The organism is Micromonospora sp. WMMC264, from assembly GCF_027497275.1.
GTDB classification, from domain to species: domain Bacteria; phylum Actinomycetota; class Actinomycetes; order Mycobacteriales; family Micromonosporaceae; genus Micromonospora; species Micromonospora chalcea.
In genome coordinates, this window is the sequence record NZ_CP114907.1 from 4,322,112 (window position 1) to 4,339,633 (window position 17,522).

A 17,522-nucleotide genomic window follows, 5' to 3' on the forward strand; every position below is an offset into this window, starting at 1 on the left:
ATCACTCCTCGGTGCCGATGAACACGTTCTTGACGTCGGTGAAGGCGTGCAGCGCGTCCGGACCCAGCTCCCGGCCCAGGCCGGAACGCTTCATCCCGCCGAACGGGGTCCAGTAGCGCACCGAGGAGTGCGAGTTGACGCTGAGGTTGCCGGCCTCGACCGCGCGGGCCACCCGCACCGCCCGCCCGACGTCCCGGGTCCAGATCGAGCCGGAGAGGCCGTACTCGGTGTCGTTGGCGAGCCGGATCGCGTCCGCCTCGTCGTCGAACGGCAGCACCGAGACGACCGGGCCGAAGACCTCCTCCCGCCAGTGCCGGTCGGCCGGGGAGCCGGCGAGCAGCACCGTCGGGGCGTACCAGAAGCCGGGGCCGTCGGGGCAGGAGCCGGTGAACGCGACGTCCGCGCCGTCGACGTACCCGGCGACGCGGTCCCGGTGCGCGGCGGAGATCAGCGGGCCCATCTCGGCCGTGTCCCGGGCCGGGTCCTCCACCCGCACCGCCCGTACGGCCGGTTCGAGCAGTTCCAGGAACCTGTCGTACACCCGGCGCTGGACCAGGATGCGGGAGCGGGCGCAGCAGTCCTGGCCGGCGTTGTCGAAGACCGCGTACGGCGCGGTGGCCGCCGCCTTCTCCAGGTCGGCGTCGGCGAAGACGATGTTGGCCGACTTGCCGCCCAGCTCCAGCGTCACCCGCTTCACCTGGGCGGCGCAGCCGGCCATGATCCGCGTGCCGACCTCGGTCGAGCCGGTGAAGCAGATCTTGCGGACCGCCGGGTGGGTCACGAACCGCTCGCCGACCACGCTGCCCCGGCCGGGCAGCACTGTGAACACGCCGTCGGGCAGGCCGGCGTCGCGGGCCAGGTCGGCCAGGCGCAGCGCGGTCAGCGGGGTCAGCTCGGCCGGTTTCAGCACGACCGTGTTGCCGGCGGCGAGCGCCGGGGCGAACCCCCAGCCGGCGATCGGCATCGGGAAGTTCCACGGCACGATCACGCCGACCACGCCCAGCGGTTCGTGGAACGTGACGTCGAGCCCGCCGGGTGCCGGGATCTGGTGCCCGGTCAGCCGTTCCGGCGCGCCCGCGTAGTAGTCGAGCACGTCGCGGACGTTGCCCGCCTCCCAGCGCGCGTTGCCGATGGTGTGCCCGGCGTTGCGCACCTCCAGCAGAGCCAGCTCCTCCAGGTGCGCGTCGACCTGGGCCGCGAACCGCCGCAGCAGCCGCCCCCGATCCCCCGGCGCCACGTGACGCCACGTCTCGAACGCCGCGGAAGCCCGCGCGACAGCCGCATCCACGTCCTCAACGGAGCACCCCGGAACGACCCCGATCCCCGCCCCGTCAACAGGCGAGATCACCTCACCCACGCGGTCCCCCTCCCCTCAGCTCGGCGATCTTGTAGTTGCTGCCCCGGCGAAAGCCGCACAACGCCCGCGTCGAGGGCTGTAAGTGCAAGATCGGCGTCGACAGCGGGGGCGCGAGGGCGGGCGCGGGGGCGAGGGAGGGCGGCGGGTCAGAGGCGTTCGAAGCCACGGGTCAGCTCCCAGTCCGTCACCGCGGCGTCGAAGGCGGTCAGCTCGACCTTCGCCTGGTTGGCGTAGTGGTCGGCCACCTCGTCGCCGAACGCCGTCCGGGCCACCTCGGAGCGCTGCCACAGGTCCAGCGCGTCACGCAGCGTGGTTGGCACCCGCTCGGCGTCCGGGTCGTCGTACGCGTTGCCGGTGCACTCGTCCGCCAGCTCCAGCTCGTTCTCGATGCCGTGCACCGCCCCGGCCACCAGTGCGGCGATCGCCAGGTACGGGTTGACGTCGGCCCCCGGCACCCGGTTCTCCACCCGCATCCCCTGCCCGTGCCCGACCAGCCGCAGCGCGCAGGTGCGGTTGTCGGTGCCCCAGCGCAGCGCGGTCGGCGCGAACGAGCCCGGCTGATAGCGCTTGTACGAGTTGATGTTGGGCGCGAAGAACAGGCTGAACTCGCGCATGGTGGCGAGCAGCCCGGCCAGCACCCGCTGACCGGTGACGCTCAGGTGCGCGGGCCCGTCCCCCAGCATCGCCGACGAGCCGGAGGCGTCACGCAGCGAGAAGTGGATGTGGCAGGAGTTGCCCTCCCGCTCGTTCGGCTTCGCCATGAACGTGATCGCCATGCCCTCCTGGGCGGCGATCTCCTTCGCGCCGTTCTTGTAGATGACGTGGTGGTCGGCGCAGCGCACCGCCTCGTCGTACCGGAAGGCGATCTCGTGCTGGCCGAGGTTGCACTCGCCCTTCGCGCTCTCCGGGGTGAGCCCGGCGCCGGCCATCTCGGTGCGAATGCGGCGCAGCAGCGGCTCGACCCGGGCGGTGCCGAGCAGCGAGTAGTCCACGTTGTACTGGTTGGCCGGCGTGAGATCGCGGTAGCCGCGCCGCCACGCCTCCTCGTACGAGTCGCGGTAGAGCACGAACTCCAGTTCGGTGCCGGCGTACGCGGTCAGCCCGTGCGCGGCCAGCCGGTCCAGCTGCTTGCGCAGGATCTGCCGGGGCGAGGCGACCACCGGGCCGGAGCCGTCCAGCCACTCCAGGTCGGCCAGCAGCAGCGCGGAGCCGGGCTGCCAGGGCATCCGGCGCAACGTGTCCAGGTCGGGGCGCATGGCGAAGTCGCCGTAGCCGCGTTCCCAGCTCGACATCGCGTACCCGTCGACAGTGTTCATGTCGACGTCCACGGCGAGCAGGTAGTTGCAGCCCTCGCTGCCGTGCGTGACCACCTGGTCGAGGAAGTAGGGCGCGTGGAACCGCTTGCCCTGCAAGCGCCCCTGCATGTCGGTGAGGGCGAGCACCACCGTGTCGATCTCACCCTCGGTGACGGCGACCCGCAACTGTTCCAGCGAGAGCGGCGTTGGTTTCATCAGGGGCCTCCATCACCAAGGTCTACTGGCAAACCGGATCACCGTCAATGCCCCGGCGAGGCCGGGTGCGAAACCGGGGAGAGCACATGCGCCGTCGTACCGTCGCGGTCGTCGCCGCCGTCCTCGCGATCGTGCTGGCCGCCACCGACGCGCACGCCGACCGCAGACCCGCCGAGGGGCGACCCGCTGCCGGGCCGGACCGGCCGGCGACCGCCGACGCGCGACCGGTCATGCTCGACCTGCGCGGCTTCGACGGACGCTCCGGCTGGTCCGGCTACGACCTGAGCCGCCCGCACGTCGTCGCCACCGGCCTGGAGGCGCCGTGGGGCCTGGGCTTCCTGCCCGACGGCAGCGCCTTGGTCGCACAGCGGGACCGGGGCACGATCCTGCGCGTACGCCCCGGACGCCCGGCCCGCGAGGTGGCGCGGATCGCCGACGTGGTCGCCGGTGGGGAGACGGGCCTGCTCGGGCTGGCGGTCTCCCCCACGTACCGCCGGGACCGGTGGGTCTACGCCGCCTACACCACCGCCACGGATCTGCGGATCGTCCGGTTCCGCCTCGGCTCGTCCCGCGCGCCCCGGGTGCTGGTCAGCGGCATCGCCCGCAGCTCGGTGCACGCCGGCGGGCGGATCGCGTTCGGCCCCGACGGCATGCTCTACGCCGGGATCGGCGACGCCGGGGTGGCCGCCCGCGCGCAGGAGCTGACCAGCCGCAACGGCAAGATCCTGCGGCTCCGCCCGGACGGCCGGACGCCCGCGGACAACCCGTTCCCGGGCTCGCTCGTCTACAGCTACGGCCACCGCAACGTGCAGGGCCTCGCCTGGGACCGGCACGGCCGGCTCTTCGCCACCGAGTTCGGGCAGAGCACCTGGGACGAGGTGAACCGGATCGTGCCCGGCGGCAATTACGGCTGGCCGGTCGTCGAGGGCGTCGCCGGTGATCCCCGGTTCCGCGACCCGGTCGTCGTCTGGCCGCCCGCGCAGGCGTCCCCGAGCGGCGCCGCTTTCGCCAGGGGCACGCTCTACGTCGCCGCGCTGCGCGGCGCCCGGCTGTGGGCGGTGCCCGTCGACGCCGCCGGCCGCGTCGGCGTACCGGTGGCGGAGCTGGCCGGCACGTACGGCCGCCTGCGTACCGTCGAGGTGGCCCCCGACGGCGCGCTCTGGGTCGCGACCAGCAACCGCGACGGCCGCGGCACCCCGGCGGCCGGCGACGACCGCATCCTGCGCTTCCCGCTCACCCACCGCCGCCCCACGATCTGACCCCTGGGGTACGCGGACAGCCCGCGCCGCGTCAGCCACGAACCCGCGCCCAGGCCAGGAATCGGCTGTGCAGGTCCGGCGCGTGGTCGGGATTCAGTTGGGCGAGTTGTTCCCGCGCCTCGGTCATCAGCCCGCCGAGATAGAGCAGCAACGCGGTACGGTCCTCCCGGTACTCGACGAGCAGCGACAGCCGGGCCGGCTGGCAGGGCCACTCCGCCCCGCAGTTGCGGCACCGCCAGAGCGGGCGCACAGGCAGGTGCGGAACCACGCGCCGGCCCATCACCGCAGCCTTCGGGCGATCGCACGCGCCTCGTCGTCGGTGAGCGGAAGGAACCAGAAGAACCGCCGGACGATCTCGGGCGGTTCCGGCCCCTCGACGCGGCCACGCAGATCCCGGATCGCGCCGCGTACGAGGAACGCCATCATCCGGATGAGCGCCGCCGGTTCGAGCTGGTCGCGGGGAATGCGACGCAGGGTGGGACACGGCCACGGCTCCCGGCAGCGCTCGCATGTCCAGTCCGGCTGATACCCGACGTGCCCGATGGCGCTGAGGACACCGACCAGAGCCGTCACCAGCGGCCCCCGTTCGCCCGCCACTCCTGCGCCGGTGTCAGACGCCCCGGGCTGCCCGGGCGAACCGTGGGAAACACCCGGGTCGGCTCGCGCATCCACGCCGGCAGGTTGCTGCCGGGGTCTCGCTTCGGCAGGGTGGGCAGCTCCCGGGTACGGCACCGGAACCATCGGACACGCACATCGGCCTCCTCGTTGATGGAGGGGGCCGCCCGGCATCGTCGGGACCGGGCGGCCCCGGGCTGGAATCCGCCCGTGCTCGCCTGCGACGAGCGGATCCGCATGCGTGACAGTCTGGTGAGGACACCGCTACGGTCGGAAGGCATCGAGCCTGGTCACGGCGCACCAGTGAAGCACCGGGCCGGTCGGCGGATGTCGAATGAAATTCACGCACGGACTGTGGAGGAACTGTGGAGGAACCGACAGCCGATCTCATCCGATCGCAGCTCCGCCGGATGCGCTCCGCCGCCGGTCTCAGTCAGGAGGAGTTCGGCAGGCTTCTGCACTACTCCGCGTCCATGGTCTCGGCAGTGGAGACTGGGGCCCGTCCGCTGGATCGCGTGTTCCTTGCGCGAGCAGATGAGGCGCTGAAGACCGGCGACCTGCTGACAACGCTGCTGAAGATGGCCGAACGGGAGAGCCAGCCTTCGTGGTTCCGTCCCTGGCTGGAGGCCGAGCGCTCGGCCCGTCAGCTTCGGTATTTCAATCCGTCCCTGATCCCTGGCCTGCTTCAGACGGCGAACTATGCCCGGATGGTGCTGCGCTTCGACAGCACGAGACCCCACGAGGAAGTGGAGAAGCAGGTAGCTGCACGATCGGAGCGGCAGGAGATCTTGCTTCGCGACCGTCCCCCGCTCGTCATCGCAGTGACTGATGAGTCAGCGCTCCGCCGCCGTGACGCCATCATGGCCGAGCAGCTCGCGCACCTGCTGCACATGGCCGAACTGCCGCACGTCCAACTACACGTTATTCCAGCCGATGCCGGTCATCACGTCGGCCTTTCCGGGCCGCTGGCGCTGGCCCACTCGGCGGAAGGCGGCTGGGTGGGGCACCTGGAGAACCAGCTTGCGGGTCTGGTCGTCGATGGCGAGGATGCGATGGCGACGCTCCTGGCACGGTGGGAAGGCGTCCGCAGCGTAGCCTTGCCGCAGACCCTGTCGGTCGCCCTGATAAAGGAAGTAGAGAGTCAGCATGGACCTCAGTAGCGCGATCTGGAAGAAGTCCACCCGCAGCGGCACGAGCGGTGGTGACTGCGTGGAGGTGGCCGACAACCTGCCGGGAGTCGTACTCGTACGCGACAGCAAGGACCGCGACGGCGGCACCCTCCACGTCACCCCGTCCTCGTGGCGGTCATTCATCGCCCTGGCCAAGCAGACCGGACCCGCAGCCTGACCAACAGGCCACTTCACATCGGCTGGACCCAGGCGGCTCGCCACTGCGGGGACGGGTCCTGGCCGAGGCTGGTCCAGTACTCCCGGCCCTCGACGATCCGCCCGTCGCGCACGGTCCAGAACGACGCGACCCGGTGCACGCCCATCCCCTCGTGCGGCACCTCCACCTCGGACACCACCGTCTCGCCCGACGCCACCACCCGCAGTACCCGGATCGACCAGCCCTCCGGGTACTCGGCGTTGATCTTCACGTAGTTGTCGCGACCCACGATCCGCTCGGCGCTGGCCGGCCACTCCACCACCACGTCGTCGGCCAGCAGCTCGCCGACGCCGGCCCAGTCGCGGGCCTGCATGCGATCCCACAGCGCGCGTACCACCGCTTCCGCATTCATGGGCCGGATCATGGCAGGCCCCACCGACAGCTACGACGGCTCGGCGGGCTCCGGCTCCGGATCGGCCTGTTCGACGGTACGGCGCGGGCCGGTGAACCACTTGCGGGCCGAGGCGTACCACCAGATGGCGACGCCGAGCAGCACGCCACCGATCGCGATGGGCGCGTAGTTCACAGCCGTCCAGCTGAAGTCGGGGTTGCCTGGTACACCCGCCGGGACGATCGGCAGCACGAAGTAGATCGAGATCACGGCGATCTCGACCACCGCGATCCAGCCGAGCAGCTTGTAGCGGCGGCCGAGCGTCCACGGGCCCGGGGTGAACCGGTCGCCCATCCGCAGCCGCAGGAAGATCGGGATGATGAAGGACAGGTACAGCCCGATCACCGCCACCGACACCACCGCGTAGAACGCGACCGGGATGCCGCCGCGCTGGTAGAGCGCGGGCAGCGTGAGCACCAGCCCGGCCAGCGTCGCGCCGATGATGGCGTTCACAGGCGTGCCGTTGCGGTCGACAGTCGACCACAGCCGCCAGCCGGGCACGGCCCGGTCGCGGCTGAACGCGTACGCCATCCGCGACATCGACGTCACGCAGCTCATGCCGCAGAAGAACTGCCCGATGGTGGAGATGATGATGACGGCCTTGAAGAAGAACGGCGTCAGCGCGGTCTCGAAGATCGCCCCGGAGAAGCCGCCCGCCTCGTTTATCGCGTCCACGTCGGTGGCCGCGAACAGGAACGCCAGCAGCAGGATCCAGCCGCCCACCGCCGAGTAGAAGATCGACCGCCACAGCCCCTGCGCGGCGGCCTTGGACGCGCCGCGGGTCTCCTCGGAGACGTGCGCGCAGGCGTCGAAGCCGGTGATCGTGTACTGCGTGAGCAGGAAACCCAGCGGCAGCACATAGAACCAGAACGCCAGCCCGCCGGTGTCGCCGTCACCGAAGCCGGAGTTGTTGAACCGCTCGGTGAACACGAACTGGAAGCTCTGGTGGTTGTCCGGGACCAGGACCAGGATCAGCACCACGGCGGCCGCGCCGGCCACGTGCCACCAGACCGAGACGTTCTGGAGTACGTCGATGATCCGGTGCCCGTAGATGTTGATCAGACCGTGCAGCGCGAGGATCACCACGAACAGCCCGAACGTCTGGTGCCCGGTGCCGGCCCAGCCGTCGAACAGCGCCGACAGCGTCAGGTTGAGGAACGTGGCGCAGCCGTAGTCGACAGAGGCGGTCACCGCGACCAGCCCGATCAGGTTGAGCCAGCCGGTGAACCAGCCGTGCACCGGCCGGCCCATGGTCGCCGCCCACCAGTAGATCCCGCCCGCCGTCGGGTACGCGGAAACCAGCTCGGCCAGGCAGAAGCCGATGATCAGGATGAACAGCGAGATCAGCGGCCAGCCCCAGGAGATCGCCACCGGGCCGCCGTTGTTCCACGCCTGGCCGAACGTGGTGAAGCAGCCGGCCAGGATCGAGATGATGGAGAACGAGATCGCGAAGTTGGAGAAGCCGCTCCACTTGCGGCGCAACTCCTGTTTGTAGCCGAGTTCGGCGAGTCGTCGGGCGTCGTCGTCCATCGGCTGCTCGGCGGTCGGCGCGGGCGTCGTGGCCACTGCACACCTCCTCGAGGCGATGCTCGTGCGAGTGCTCGCAGTGTGCTCCCGGCCGATCAAGGTGGTCAATACGTACCCCGGTAATTGCGTTGTCGCCGGATCCCACCGGGGGCATCATTGTGGGCGTGACCAGGCCCGACCCGACGGGCCGGCGCCGGGCGCTCGGCAACGCCCGGTCCGCGGCGGCGCGCGGCGTCCACCTCTCTCTCACTGAAGTACGGCGATCGGCCGTACCCTCCGGACGCCCCGCGCCGCCGCACCTCTAGACGAACAGCAACCCGGCGACCCAGAGCGCGGCGATCATCAGGCCGGCCATGAACTCCAGCAGCATGGACAGCCCGGCCGCCTTCAGCGCCTGCACGGTGGCCGGCCAGGCGAGCCGGGTGTCGCCCAGCCGCAGCCGCTCCGCGCCGAAGATCCCGCCGACGAAGCCGATCGGCAGCCCGACCACCGGGATCACGAAGAAGCCGACCACCCCGAGCAGCCCGCCGACCAGCAGCGACGACGTGGGCACGCCGGTCCGCTTCAGGTTCCGCCCGGGCCACAGGTACTTGAGCACGGTGCCGCCGGCGGCGATCACTGTGGCGGCGGCGAGCACCGCCCAGCGGCCCGGCCCGGCGCCGCCGAACAGCGCCCACACCAGTACGCCGCCCCAGCACAGCGGCAGCGCCGGCAGCCCGGGCACTACCACTCCGGCCAGCCCGGCGATGATCGCCAGCGCGGCGACCACCGACACCACCGCCTGCGAATCGGTGAGGCTCACCGTTCTCCCTTCCTCGCCTGCCGCCGCGTGAGCGGGAGGTGTTAAGCGGGGCCCCCTGCTCTACCGGAGGCGTTAACAGGGGGCCCTTCCTTACCCGCCCAGGCGGGCGCGGATGCCGTCGGCGGGCATCGGGGCGCCGAACAGGCGGCCCTGACCGGTGTCGCACCGCAGCGCCCGCAGCCGCTCGGCCTGCACCTCGGTCTCCACCGCCTCGGCCGTCACCGACAGCTCCAGCGCGTGCGCCAGCCGGACCAGCGCGTCCACGATCCGCTCGTCCCGGTGGTCGGCGACCGCGTCCCCGCCGTCACCCTTTATCCCCTCGACGAACGGGCCCGCCAGCTTCACGCAGTGGATCGGCAGCCGCCGCAGGTACGCCAGGTTCGAGTACCCGGTGCCGAAGTCGTCGATGGCCAGCCGCAGCCCCAGGTCGGCGAGCTGGTGCAGGGTCCGCAGCGGCTCACCCGCGCTGCCCATGACCGCGCTCTCGGTCAGCTCCAGCTGCAACAGCTCGGCCGGCAGGCCGGTGTGCTGCAACGCCTCCGCGACCGTCTCCACGATGGCCGGGTCGTCCGCCTGCCGGGCGGCCAGGTTGACGCTGACCACCAGCGACGTCTCCGGGTACGCGCGCCGCCACGACTCGGCGTCGCGGCACGCCTGACGCAGCACCCACGCGCCGAGCCGGACGATCAGGCCGGTCTCCTCGGCCAGCCCGATGAACCGGTCCGGCCCGATCAGGCCCAGCTCGGGGTGCTGCCAGCGCACCAGCGCCTCGACCGCCACCATCGTGCCGTCCAGCAGCGACACGATCGGCTGGTAGTGCAGCACGAACTCGTCCCGGTCCAGCGCGGCGGGCAGGTTCGCGGCCAGCGCCGAGCGGGCGATGTCGGCGGCGCTGCGCTCCGGGTCGTACACCGCCCAGCGTCCCCGGCCCTCCGCCTTGGCCCAGTAGAGCGTGGTGTCGGCGGCCTTCATCAGGTCACCGACGCTGGTTTCCGCCGCCGGGCACTCCACGATGCCGATGCTCGCCGACACGGCGAGCTGCTGGTCGGCGACGTGCACCGGCGCGGAGACGGCGGCCAGGGCCAGTTCGGCGACCTCCACCGCGTCGTCGATGCCGCCGTCGGAGTCGACCAGGATGACGAACTCGTCGCCGCCCATGCGGGCCACCAGGTGACCGCGCCCGGCCACGCAGTCGCTGAGCCGGCGGGCGATCACCTTGAGCAGCCGGTCGCCCAGGTCGTGGCCGAGGCTGTCGTTTATCGCCTTGAAGCCGTCCAGGTCGATGAAGCAGAGCCCGACGCGCTGGTCGTCGCCCGCCCCGTCGAAGACGGTGCCGAGCGTCTCGAAGAACAGCGTCCGGTTGGGCAGGCCGGTCAGCGGGTCGTGCAGCGCCTGGAACCGCAGCCGCTGCTGCAGCTCGTACCGCTCGGTGATGTCCTCGACCATGGCGACGGTGAACCGGGGCCGGCCGTCGTCGTGCCGGATCAGCGAGACCGCGAGGTCGGTCCAGACGACGCTGCCGTCCTTGCGGTAGTAGCGCTTCTCGACGCGCGCGCTGTCCCGCTTGCCCTCGATCAGCTCCTGGTACAGCTCCCACATGCCGGCCGCGTCGTCGGCGTAGGCCAGCGCCGACACGTTCATCCGCCGCATCTCCGCGACGGTGTAGCCGAGCATGTCCGCGAAGGACTGGTTGACCTCGATGATCTGCCCGTCCACACCGGCGATGCCGATGCCGATGACGGCGCCGGTGAAGACCGCCCGGAAGCGGGCCTCGCTGTCCCGCAGCGCCTGCTCGACGGTGTCCCGCGCCTGCCAGGCGGAACGGGAGATTCGCTCCTGCTGGCTGAACACCCGGTCGCGCAACGCGCGGGCGAACCCGGCGGCGAACGCGCCCTGCAGCAGCGCGACCCGCTCGCGCAGTTCGGGTGACTCCGCCCGGCCGGGCAGCACCCACTGCAGGAACCGGTCACCGAGCGCCTGCACCGACCAGTCGAGCACGCCGGGCTCGGTGAGATGCGCCTGCACCAGGGCCCGTCCCACCTCCTCCGCCGGGCGGGCGGAGAAGGTGGGGGCGAGCAGGGCCTCGCCGAGCCGCTCGGTGAGCGGCACCAGCAGGCGCTCGGTCTCGGCCGCGGTCAGCGGCACGAATCCGATGCGGCGCACCGCACGAGCCCACTCGGCGGCGTACGCGACGGCGCCGGGCCGGCTGACGTCTCCCCCGTCGATGTCCGGGGCGCGCATGGGATCAGCCGAGGGCGCGGTCGTGCCGGGCGACGCCGCCGAAGGCGCCGAACCGCTCCGGGTGCTCGTCCACGTCCGACGGTGACTCGGGCCGCCACAGCGGCATGTGCACCACGCCCGGTTCGAGGATCGTCCAGTCGCCGAAGAAGCCGGTGATCTCGGCCCGCGAGCGCAGCGTGATCTCGGTGGCGGTACGCGCGGACAGCCGCTGCGCGTCCAGCATCTCCTGCGGCTGGTCCTCGAACGTGGAGTGGGAGATGACCAGGTAGCTGCCCGGGGCGGCGGCCGCCCGCAGGGTGGCCAGGATGTCGGCCGGGCGGTCGGCGTCCGGGACGAAGTGCACGACGCCGGCGAGCAGGATGCCCAGCGGCCGGTCGAAGTCGATCAGCCCGCTGGACCGGGCGTGGTCCAGGATCAGCTTCGGCTCACGCAGGTCGGCCAGGACCGCGGTGGCGCGCTCGTTGCCGGCGAGCAGCTCGTGGCTGTGCGCCACGGCGACCGGGTCGATGTCGACGTACACGATGCGGGCGTCCGGGTTCGCGGCCTGGGCGACCTCGTGCACGTTGCCGACGGTGGGGATGCCGGAGCCGATGTCGAGGAACTGGTCGATGCCGGCGTCGAGCAGCACCCGTACCGCCCGGCGCAGGAACTCCCGGCCCGAGCGCATGGTGGCGGCCAGGTTCGGTGTCATGGCCGCGATCTGCTCGGCCAGCTGCCGGTCGATCTCGAAGTTGTGGGCCCCACCGAGGAAGTAGTCGTAGACCCGGGCGGCGCTCGGCCGACTCAGGTCGATCTCGGTGGGCGCGCCGTCCGGCGTCTGCATCGCTCGGTCCCCCAGGTCGTCGCCGCCGTCGCTGGCGGGTCGTGTGGTGCAGACCACTCTAGGCCGGTACGGCCAGGTATGGGAGATCCACAACGGGCGATGCTGCCTGCCCGCGTCAGTCGGCCGACTCCAGCAGCAGCGAGATGCCCTGGCCGACGCCGACGCACATGGTGGCGAGCGCCCGGCGGCCGCCCCGGCGGCGCAGTTCCAGCGCGGCGGTCAGCGCCAGCCGGGCGCCGCTGGCGCCGAGCGGGTGGCCCAGCGCGATCGCCCCGCCGCCCGGGTTGACATGCTCGGCGTCCTCCGGCAGGCCCAGCTCGCGCAGCACCGCCACGGCCTGCGCGGCGAACGCCTCGTTCAGCTCGATCACGTCCACGTCGGCGAGCGACAGGCCCGTCCGGTCGAGCAGCTTGCGGGTGGCCGGCACCGGGCCGACGCCCATGATCCGCGGCGGTACGCCGGCCGCCGCCGCGCCGCGTACCCGGGCCAGCGGGGTGAGGCCGTAGCGTTCGACGGCGGCCGCGGAGGCGACGAGCAGCGCGACCGCGCCGTCGTTGACGCCGGAGGAGTTGCCGGCCGTCACCGTGCCGCCCTCACGGAACGGGGTGGGCAGCGAGGCGAGCTTCGCCAGCGTCGTCTCGCGCGGGTGCTCGTCGGCCTCGACCAGCTTCGTCTCGCGCTTGCCGGCGGGCACCGTCACCGGGACGATCTCCTCGGCCAGCCGGCCGTCGGCCTGCGCCTTGGCGGCCCGCTGCTGCGACCGGTACGCGAAGGCGTCCTGCGCGGCCCGGTCCACGCCGAACTCGGCTGCCACGTTCTCCGCCGTCTCCGGCATCGAGTCGACGCCCCAGCCCTTGCGCATCAGCGGGTTGACCAGCCGCCAGCCGATGGTGGTGTCGTACACCTCGGCGGTGCGGGCGAACGGTGTGGCCGCCTTCGGCATGACGAACGGCGCGCGGCTCATGCTCTCCACGCCGCCGGCCACCACCAGGTCGGCCTCACCGGCGACGATCGCGCGGGCGGCGGAGGCGAGCGCGTCCAGGCCGGATCCGCAGAGCCGGTTGACGGTGCTGCCCGGCACCTCCTCCGGCAACCCGGCGAGCAGCGCGGCCATCCGGGCCACGTTGCGGTTGTCCTCGCCGGCCTGGTTGGCGCAGCCCAGGATCACGTCGTCGGTACGCGCCCAGTCGACCGACGGGTGGCGGGCCACCAGTTCGCGGACGACGTGCGCGGCCAGGTCGTCGGGGCGGACCCCGGCCAGGGCGCCGGCGTACCGGCCGATCGGGGTGCGGACTCCGGCAACGAGATAGGCCACTGTCATCGCGCGTACGTCCTTCGGGGGTGGGAAGGGGTCGGTGGGGGTACCCGGCGCCAGGATATCCGTGACCGGAGCGGATAGGTTTGCCGCATGTCCGGGGCCCAGTTCAGCGCAGAGACAAGTGGCGGCGGCGCGTTCGTCCGCCAGCCCAACCGGTTCACCGGCCGGGTCACCCCGCACTCCACCTCCCCGGAGGGCGGCGGGCCGGACGATCAGGGGCGCTGGCCGCTGGAGGCGGGCCGCTACCGGCTGATCTGGTGCCGGGCCTGCCCGTGGGCGCACCGGGCCCGGATCGTGCGCGGCCTGCTCGGGCTGGACGAGGTGATCTCGCTGGGCACCGTCGACCCGATCCGGGACGAGCGGGGCTGGCGGTTCGCGCTCGACCCGGACGGCTTCGACCCGGTGCTCGGCATCGGCTTCCTGTCCGAGGCGTACCTGTCCACCGACGCGGACTACACCGGCCGGGTGACCGTGCCGGCGCTCGTGGACACGCTCACCGGACGGGTGGTCACGAACGACTATCCGCAGCTCACGCTCGACTTCTCGACCGAGTGGCGGCGGTTCCACGCGCCGGACGCGCCGGACCTGTACCCGGTCGAGCTGCGCCCGGAGATGGACGCGCTGATGGCGGAGATCCACCGGGACGTCAACAACGGCGTCTACCGATGCGGGTTCGCCACCTCCCAGGAGGCGTACGACGAGGCGTTCACCGCGCTGTTCGCCCGCCTCGACGCGCTGAGCGAGCGGCTGGCCGGCCGGCGCTACCTGATGGGGGACGCGATCACCGAGGCGGACGTGCGCCTGTTCACCACGCTGGTGCGCTTCGACGTGGCGTACCACGGGCACTTCAAGTGCAACCTGCGCAAGCTGACCGAGATGCCGGTGCTCTGGGCGTACGCACGGGACCTGTTCCAGACGCCGGGCTTCGGCGAGACGGTGGACTTCGACCACATCAAGCGGCACTACTACGCCACCCACGACATGATCAACCCGACCCGGATCGTGCCGCTCGGCCCCGACCTGTCCGGCTGGACCACCCCGCACGGACGTGGCTGAGGACACCGGCCGCCGGATCTCCGCCGCGTTCGCCGCCGTCTGCCTGGCCGCCGGCGCGGCGGCGGTGACTGTTGCGGTGGTCGCCGGTCCCGGTCCCGGACCCGTCGCGTACGTGAGTGAGGCGGGCATCGCGGACAGCGGGTACGCCGGGGCGTACCGGATCGGGATCTTCTCGGTGGCCGCGTCGCTGCTGCTGCTCGCCGGGGCGCTGCCGCCGGGGTTGCGGGCGGCGGCCGGGCTGCTCGGCATCGGCGCGGTCGCGACTGTGCTGTCCGGCGCTGTCACGTGCAGCGAGGGCTGCCCGTTGCCGCCGTTCGAGGCCCCCACGGTGGCGGACCTGGTGCACGGCGGGGCCAGCATCGCGGCGACCGCCGCTGTGGTGCTCGCCATGCTCGTGGTGCTGTTCTCCCGGGCGGCGGACCAGGGGCTGCGGCGGATCGCCGCGGTCGGCGCGGCGGTGGCGCTGCCGGTGGCCGTCGTGGTCGCGCTGGCGCTGCTGCTGGTCGGCCGCAGCACGCTGCTCGGGCTGTCGGAGCGGGTGCTGCTGGTCGTGGTCGCCGCCTGGGGACTGGTCACCTCCGGATACCTGGCTGTAAGGAGCCTCACCGGCGACGGTCCTTCCGTTCCCACCCGCGACGGGAGTAACGTGTCGCGACGATGACCAATGTCTGGTGCCTCACCGAGCGCCTGTACGTCGATCTGCGACGGCAGGCCAGCGGCGTCTGTCCGGCGTAGCTCCACGCCCTGACGCCCGCCTTCCCTCTCCAGACCTTGGACCCGTCCTCATGGCTTCCGCCCTGCGCAGAATTCCCTTCTCCGTCCAGATCCTGCTGGGCCTCGTGCTCGGTGTGGCGCTCGGTTTCCTCGCCCGCGCCGCCGACCTCGCCTGGCTGACCAGCACGCTCGACACCGTCGGCGGCCTCTTCGTCCAGCTGCTCAAGCTGGCCGTGCCGCCGCTTGTCTTCACCGCCATCGTGGTCAGCGTGGTCAGCCTGCGCGGCGTCGCCAACGCCGCCCGGCTCGCCGTCAAGACGCTGCTCTGGTTCGCCGTCACCGCGCTCATCGCGGTGAGCATCGGCATCGGCCTCGGCCTGCTCACCGACCCCGGCCGCGGCGTCAACCTGGACCCGGCCGGCGCCACCGCGCCGAAGACCACCGGCTCCTGGATCGACTTCCTCACCGGCATCGTCCCGACCAACCCGGTCGGCGCGTTCGTCGAGGGCAACGTCCTGCAGATCGTCTTCCTCGCCCTGGTGGTGGGTGCCGCCGCGCTGCTCGTCGGCGACGCCGCCGAGCCGTTCGTGTCGCTCAACCGCTCGCTGCTGTCGATCGTGCAGAAGGCGCTCTGGTGGGTCATCCGGCTCGCCCCGATCGGCACGCTCGGCCTGATCGGCAACGCCGTCGCCTCGTACGGCTGGGACCTGCTGGCCCCGCTCGCGAAGTTCACCACGGCCGTCTACGTCGGCTGCGCGCTGGTGCTGTTCGTGGTCTACCCGGTGCTGCTCGCGGTGGCCGGCAAGCTCAACCCGCTGCGCTTCTTCGCCGGCGCCTGGCCCGCCATCGAGCTGGCGTTCGTGTCCCGCTCCTCGGTGGGCACCATGCCGGTGACCCAGCGCTCGGTGGAGCGCCTCGGCGTCCCCCGCGAGTACGCCTCCTTCGCCGTGCCGTTCGGCGCCACCACGAAGATGGACGGCTGCGCCGCCATCTACCCGGCGCTCGCCGCGATCTTCGTGGCGCAGGTGTTCGGCGTGAACCTGGGCGTCACCGACTACCTGCTGATCGCGTTCGTCTCGGTGGTCGGCTCGGCCGCCACCGCCGGCCTGACCGGCGCGATCGTCATGCTCACGCTGACCCTGAGCACGCTGGGCCTGCCGCTGGCCGGGGCCGGCCTGCTGCTGGCCATCGACCCGATCCTGGACATGATCCGCACCGCCACGAACGTGGCCGGTCAAGCGGTGGTGCCGACCATCGTGGCCGCCCGGGAGGGCACGCTCGACCGGGCCGCGTACGACTCGGCCGGCAAGCGCGACCTGATCGAGCCGGTCGAGACCGAGCGGCTCGACCCCGTACCCGCCTGATCCACACTTCTTCGGGTGCGTCTTCCGAAAGCGGGAGGCGCACCCGAAGCCATGACCGGAGGATCTTCGACAATGAGCGCCCTGTTCACCCCGCTCGCCCTGCGCGGCGTCACGCTGCCCAACCGGATCGCGCTGGCGCCCATGTGCCAGTACAGCGCCGGGCCCGACGGCCTGCCCACCGACTGGCACCGCGTCCACCTCGGCTCCCGCGCGGTCGGCGGGGCCGGGCTCGTCATCACCGAGGCGACAGCTGTGGTGCCCGAGGGCCGGATCAGCCCGCAGGACACCGGCCTCTGGTCCGGCGCGCACGTCGACGCCTGGCGGCCGATCACCGCGTTCGTCGCCGCCCACGGCGCGGTGCCGGCCGTGCAGCTCGCGCACGCCGGGTTCAAGGCGTCCACGTACCGGCCGTGGGCGCCGGCGCGCGGCGGCGTGCCGGACACCGAGGGCGGCTGGACGCCGGTGGGCCCGGGCGACCAGCCGTTCGTGCCGGAGTACCGCACGCCCACCGCGCTGGACGAGGCGGGCATCACCGCCGTGGTGGACGCCTTCGCCACCGCCGCCGGGCGGGCGCTCGACGCCGGGTTCGCCGCCGTGGAGATCCACGCCGCGCACGGCTACCTGCTGCACGAGTTCCTGTCCCCGCTGACCAACCGGCGCACCGACGGCTGGGGCGGCGACCGGGCCGCCCGGATGCGGCTCACCCTGGAGGTGGCCCGCGCGGTACGCGCCGCCGTCGGCGAGTCGGTGCCGGTGCTGACCCGGATCTCCGCCACCGACTGGACCGACGACGGCTGGACCGTCGAGGACAGCGTTGTGCTCGCCGGGGAGCTGGCCGCCGCCGGGGTGGACCTGGTCGACACGTCCTCCGGCGGCGCGGCGGTCCGGGCGTCCATCCCGGTCGGCCCCGGCTACCAGGTGCCGCTGGCCGCCCGGATCCGCCGCGACGCCGGGGTGCCGACCGGCGCGGTGGGCCTGATCGTCGAGCCCGAGCAGGCCGAGCAGATCGTGGCCGGCGGCGAGGCGGACCTGGTGCTGCTGGGCCGGGAACTGCTGCGCGACCCGTACTGGCCGCGCCGCGCCGCCGCCAAGCTCGGCACCACCCCCGCCTGGCCCAACCAGTACGCCCGAGCCTTCTGACCGTGCGCGTCGATCATG

17 protein-coding genes are annotated in these 17,522 nt (G+C 72.3%); 7 read left to right on the top strand and 10 right to left on the bottom strand.

What is annotated here, in order from left to right; translation table 11 throughout:
* Position 1: 1 nt before the first annotated feature.
* Positions 2–1,357, bottom strand: coding sequence for an aldehyde dehydrogenase family protein (locus O7542_RS18700; RefSeq protein ID WP_281604963.1), 1,356 nt, complete (start codon positions 1,355–1,357; stop codon positions 2–4).
* A gap of 146 nt (positions 1,358–1,503) precedes the next feature.
* Positions 1,504–2,868 (bottom strand): glutamine synthetase family protein, encoded by a 1,365-nt coding sequence (locus O7542_RS18705; RefSeq protein ID WP_166455512.1) that lies wholly within the window; start codon positions 2,866–2,868, stop codon positions 1,504–1,506.
* An 86-nt stretch (positions 2,869–2,954) separates the two neighbouring features.
* Between O7542_RS18705 and O7542_RS18710 the strand changes: the two genes are divergently transcribed.
* Entirely contained in the window at positions 2,955–4,127 is a 1,173-nt protein-coding gene (locus O7542_RS18710; RefSeq protein WP_281604964.1) for a PQQ-dependent sugar dehydrogenase, read from the top strand.
* 31 nt (positions 4,128–4,158) lie between these two features.
* Here the strand turns inward: O7542_RS18710 and O7542_RS18715 are convergent, their stop codons facing one another.
* Complete coding sequence (locus O7542_RS18715; RefSeq protein WP_043325839.1) at positions 4,159–4,407, bottom strand: hypothetical protein; 249 nt, start codon at positions 4,405–4,407, stop codon at positions 4,159–4,161.
* Positions 4,407–4,700 carry a hypothetical protein gene (locus O7542_RS18720; protein WP_223201207.1) on the bottom strand — a complete coding sequence of 98 codons (294 nt, stop codon included), beginning with the start codon at positions 4,698–4,700 and terminating at the stop codon, positions 4,407–4,409. Before O7542_RS18720 ends, O7542_RS18715 begins: the two co-directional genes overlap by 1 nt.
* Positions 4,701–5,152: 452 nt before the next feature.
* On the opposite strand from O7542_RS18720, the gene O7542_RS18725 reads away from it, so the two are divergent.
* Together O7542_RS18725 and O7542_RS18730 are read left to right on the top strand one after the other, a co-directional pair.
* Positions 5,153–5,902: a helix-turn-helix transcriptional regulator gene (locus tag O7542_RS18725; RefSeq protein ID WP_281606485.1), complete on the top strand. Its 750-nt coding sequence runs from the start codon at positions 5,153–5,155 to the stop codon at positions 5,900–5,902.
* A complete protein-coding gene (locus O7542_RS18730; RefSeq protein ID WP_043325844.1) occupies positions 5,889–6,089 on the top strand; it encodes a DUF397 domain-containing protein in 201 nt (66 codons plus the stop codon). The genes O7542_RS18725 and O7542_RS18730 overlap by 14 nt, the downstream gene beginning before the upstream one ends.
* A 13-nt stretch (positions 6,090–6,102) precedes the next feature.
* Here O7542_RS18730 and O7542_RS18735 read toward each other — a convergent pair whose 3' ends face one another.
* From O7542_RS18735 to pcaF, 6 genes are all read right to left on the bottom strand, one after another.
* Positions 6,103–6,480, bottom strand: a complete 378-nt coding sequence (locus O7542_RS18735) for a nuclear transport factor 2 family protein (RefSeq protein ID WP_043325845.1) — start codon at positions 6,478–6,480, stop codon at positions 6,103–6,105.
* A gap of 30 nt (positions 6,481–6,510) precedes the next feature.
* On the bottom strand, positions 6,511–8,085 hold the full coding sequence (locus tag O7542_RS18740) for an amino acid permease (RefSeq protein ID WP_043325847.1): 1,575 nt from the start codon (positions 8,083–8,085) through the stop codon (positions 6,511–6,513).
* 262 nt (positions 8,086–8,347) lie between these two features.
* Positions 8,348–8,848, bottom strand: coding sequence for a DUF456 domain-containing protein (locus O7542_RS18745; RefSeq protein ID WP_043325848.1), 501 nt, complete (start codon positions 8,846–8,848; stop codon positions 8,348–8,350).
* Between the two features lie 90 nt (positions 8,849–8,938).
* Positions 8,939–11,089, bottom strand: coding sequence for an EAL domain-containing protein (locus O7542_RS18750; protein WP_043325850.1), 2,151 nt, complete (start codon positions 11,087–11,089; stop codon positions 8,939–8,941).
* Between the two features lie 4 nt (positions 11,090–11,093).
* Positions 11,094–11,912 (bottom strand): SAM-dependent methyltransferase, encoded by an 819-nt coding sequence (locus tag O7542_RS18755; RefSeq protein WP_064447258.1) that lies wholly within the window; start codon positions 11,910–11,912, stop codon positions 11,094–11,096.
* 115 nt (positions 11,913–12,027) lie between these two features.
* A complete protein-coding gene (gene pcaF, locus O7542_RS18760; protein WP_166455515.1) occupies positions 12,028–13,233 on the bottom strand; it encodes a 3-oxoadipyl-CoA thiolase in 1,206 nt (401 codons plus the stop codon).
* 87 nt (positions 13,234–13,320) lie between these two features.
* Between pcaF and O7542_RS18765 the strand changes: the two genes are divergently transcribed.
* The 4 genes from O7542_RS18765 to O7542_RS18780 all read left to right on the top strand — a co-directional run bounded on the left by O7542_RS18765 (position 13,321) and on the right by O7542_RS18780 (position 17,504).
* Positions 13,321–14,286, top strand: coding sequence for a glutathione S-transferase C-terminal domain-containing protein (locus O7542_RS18765; protein ID WP_043325853.1), 966 nt, complete (start codon positions 13,321–13,323; stop codon positions 14,284–14,286).
* Positions 14,279–14,947, top strand: a complete 669-nt coding sequence (locus O7542_RS18770) for a DUF998 domain-containing protein (RefSeq protein WP_043325855.1) — start codon at positions 14,279–14,281, stop codon at positions 14,945–14,947. Before O7542_RS18765 ends, O7542_RS18770 begins: the two co-directional genes overlap by 8 nt.
* Before the next feature lie 136 nt (positions 14,948–15,083).
* Positions 15,084–16,364: a dicarboxylate/amino acid:cation symporter gene (locus tag O7542_RS18775; RefSeq protein WP_181373726.1), complete on the top strand. Its 1,281-nt coding sequence runs from the start codon at positions 15,084–15,086 to the stop codon at positions 16,362–16,364.
* A 72-nt stretch (positions 16,365–16,436) separates the two neighbouring features.
* Complete coding sequence (locus tag O7542_RS18780) at positions 16,437–17,504, top strand: NADH:flavin oxidoreductase/NADH oxidase (RefSeq protein WP_187693657.1); 1,068 nt, start codon at positions 16,437–16,439, stop codon at positions 17,502–17,504.
* Positions 17,505–17,522 lie beyond the last annotated feature (18 nt).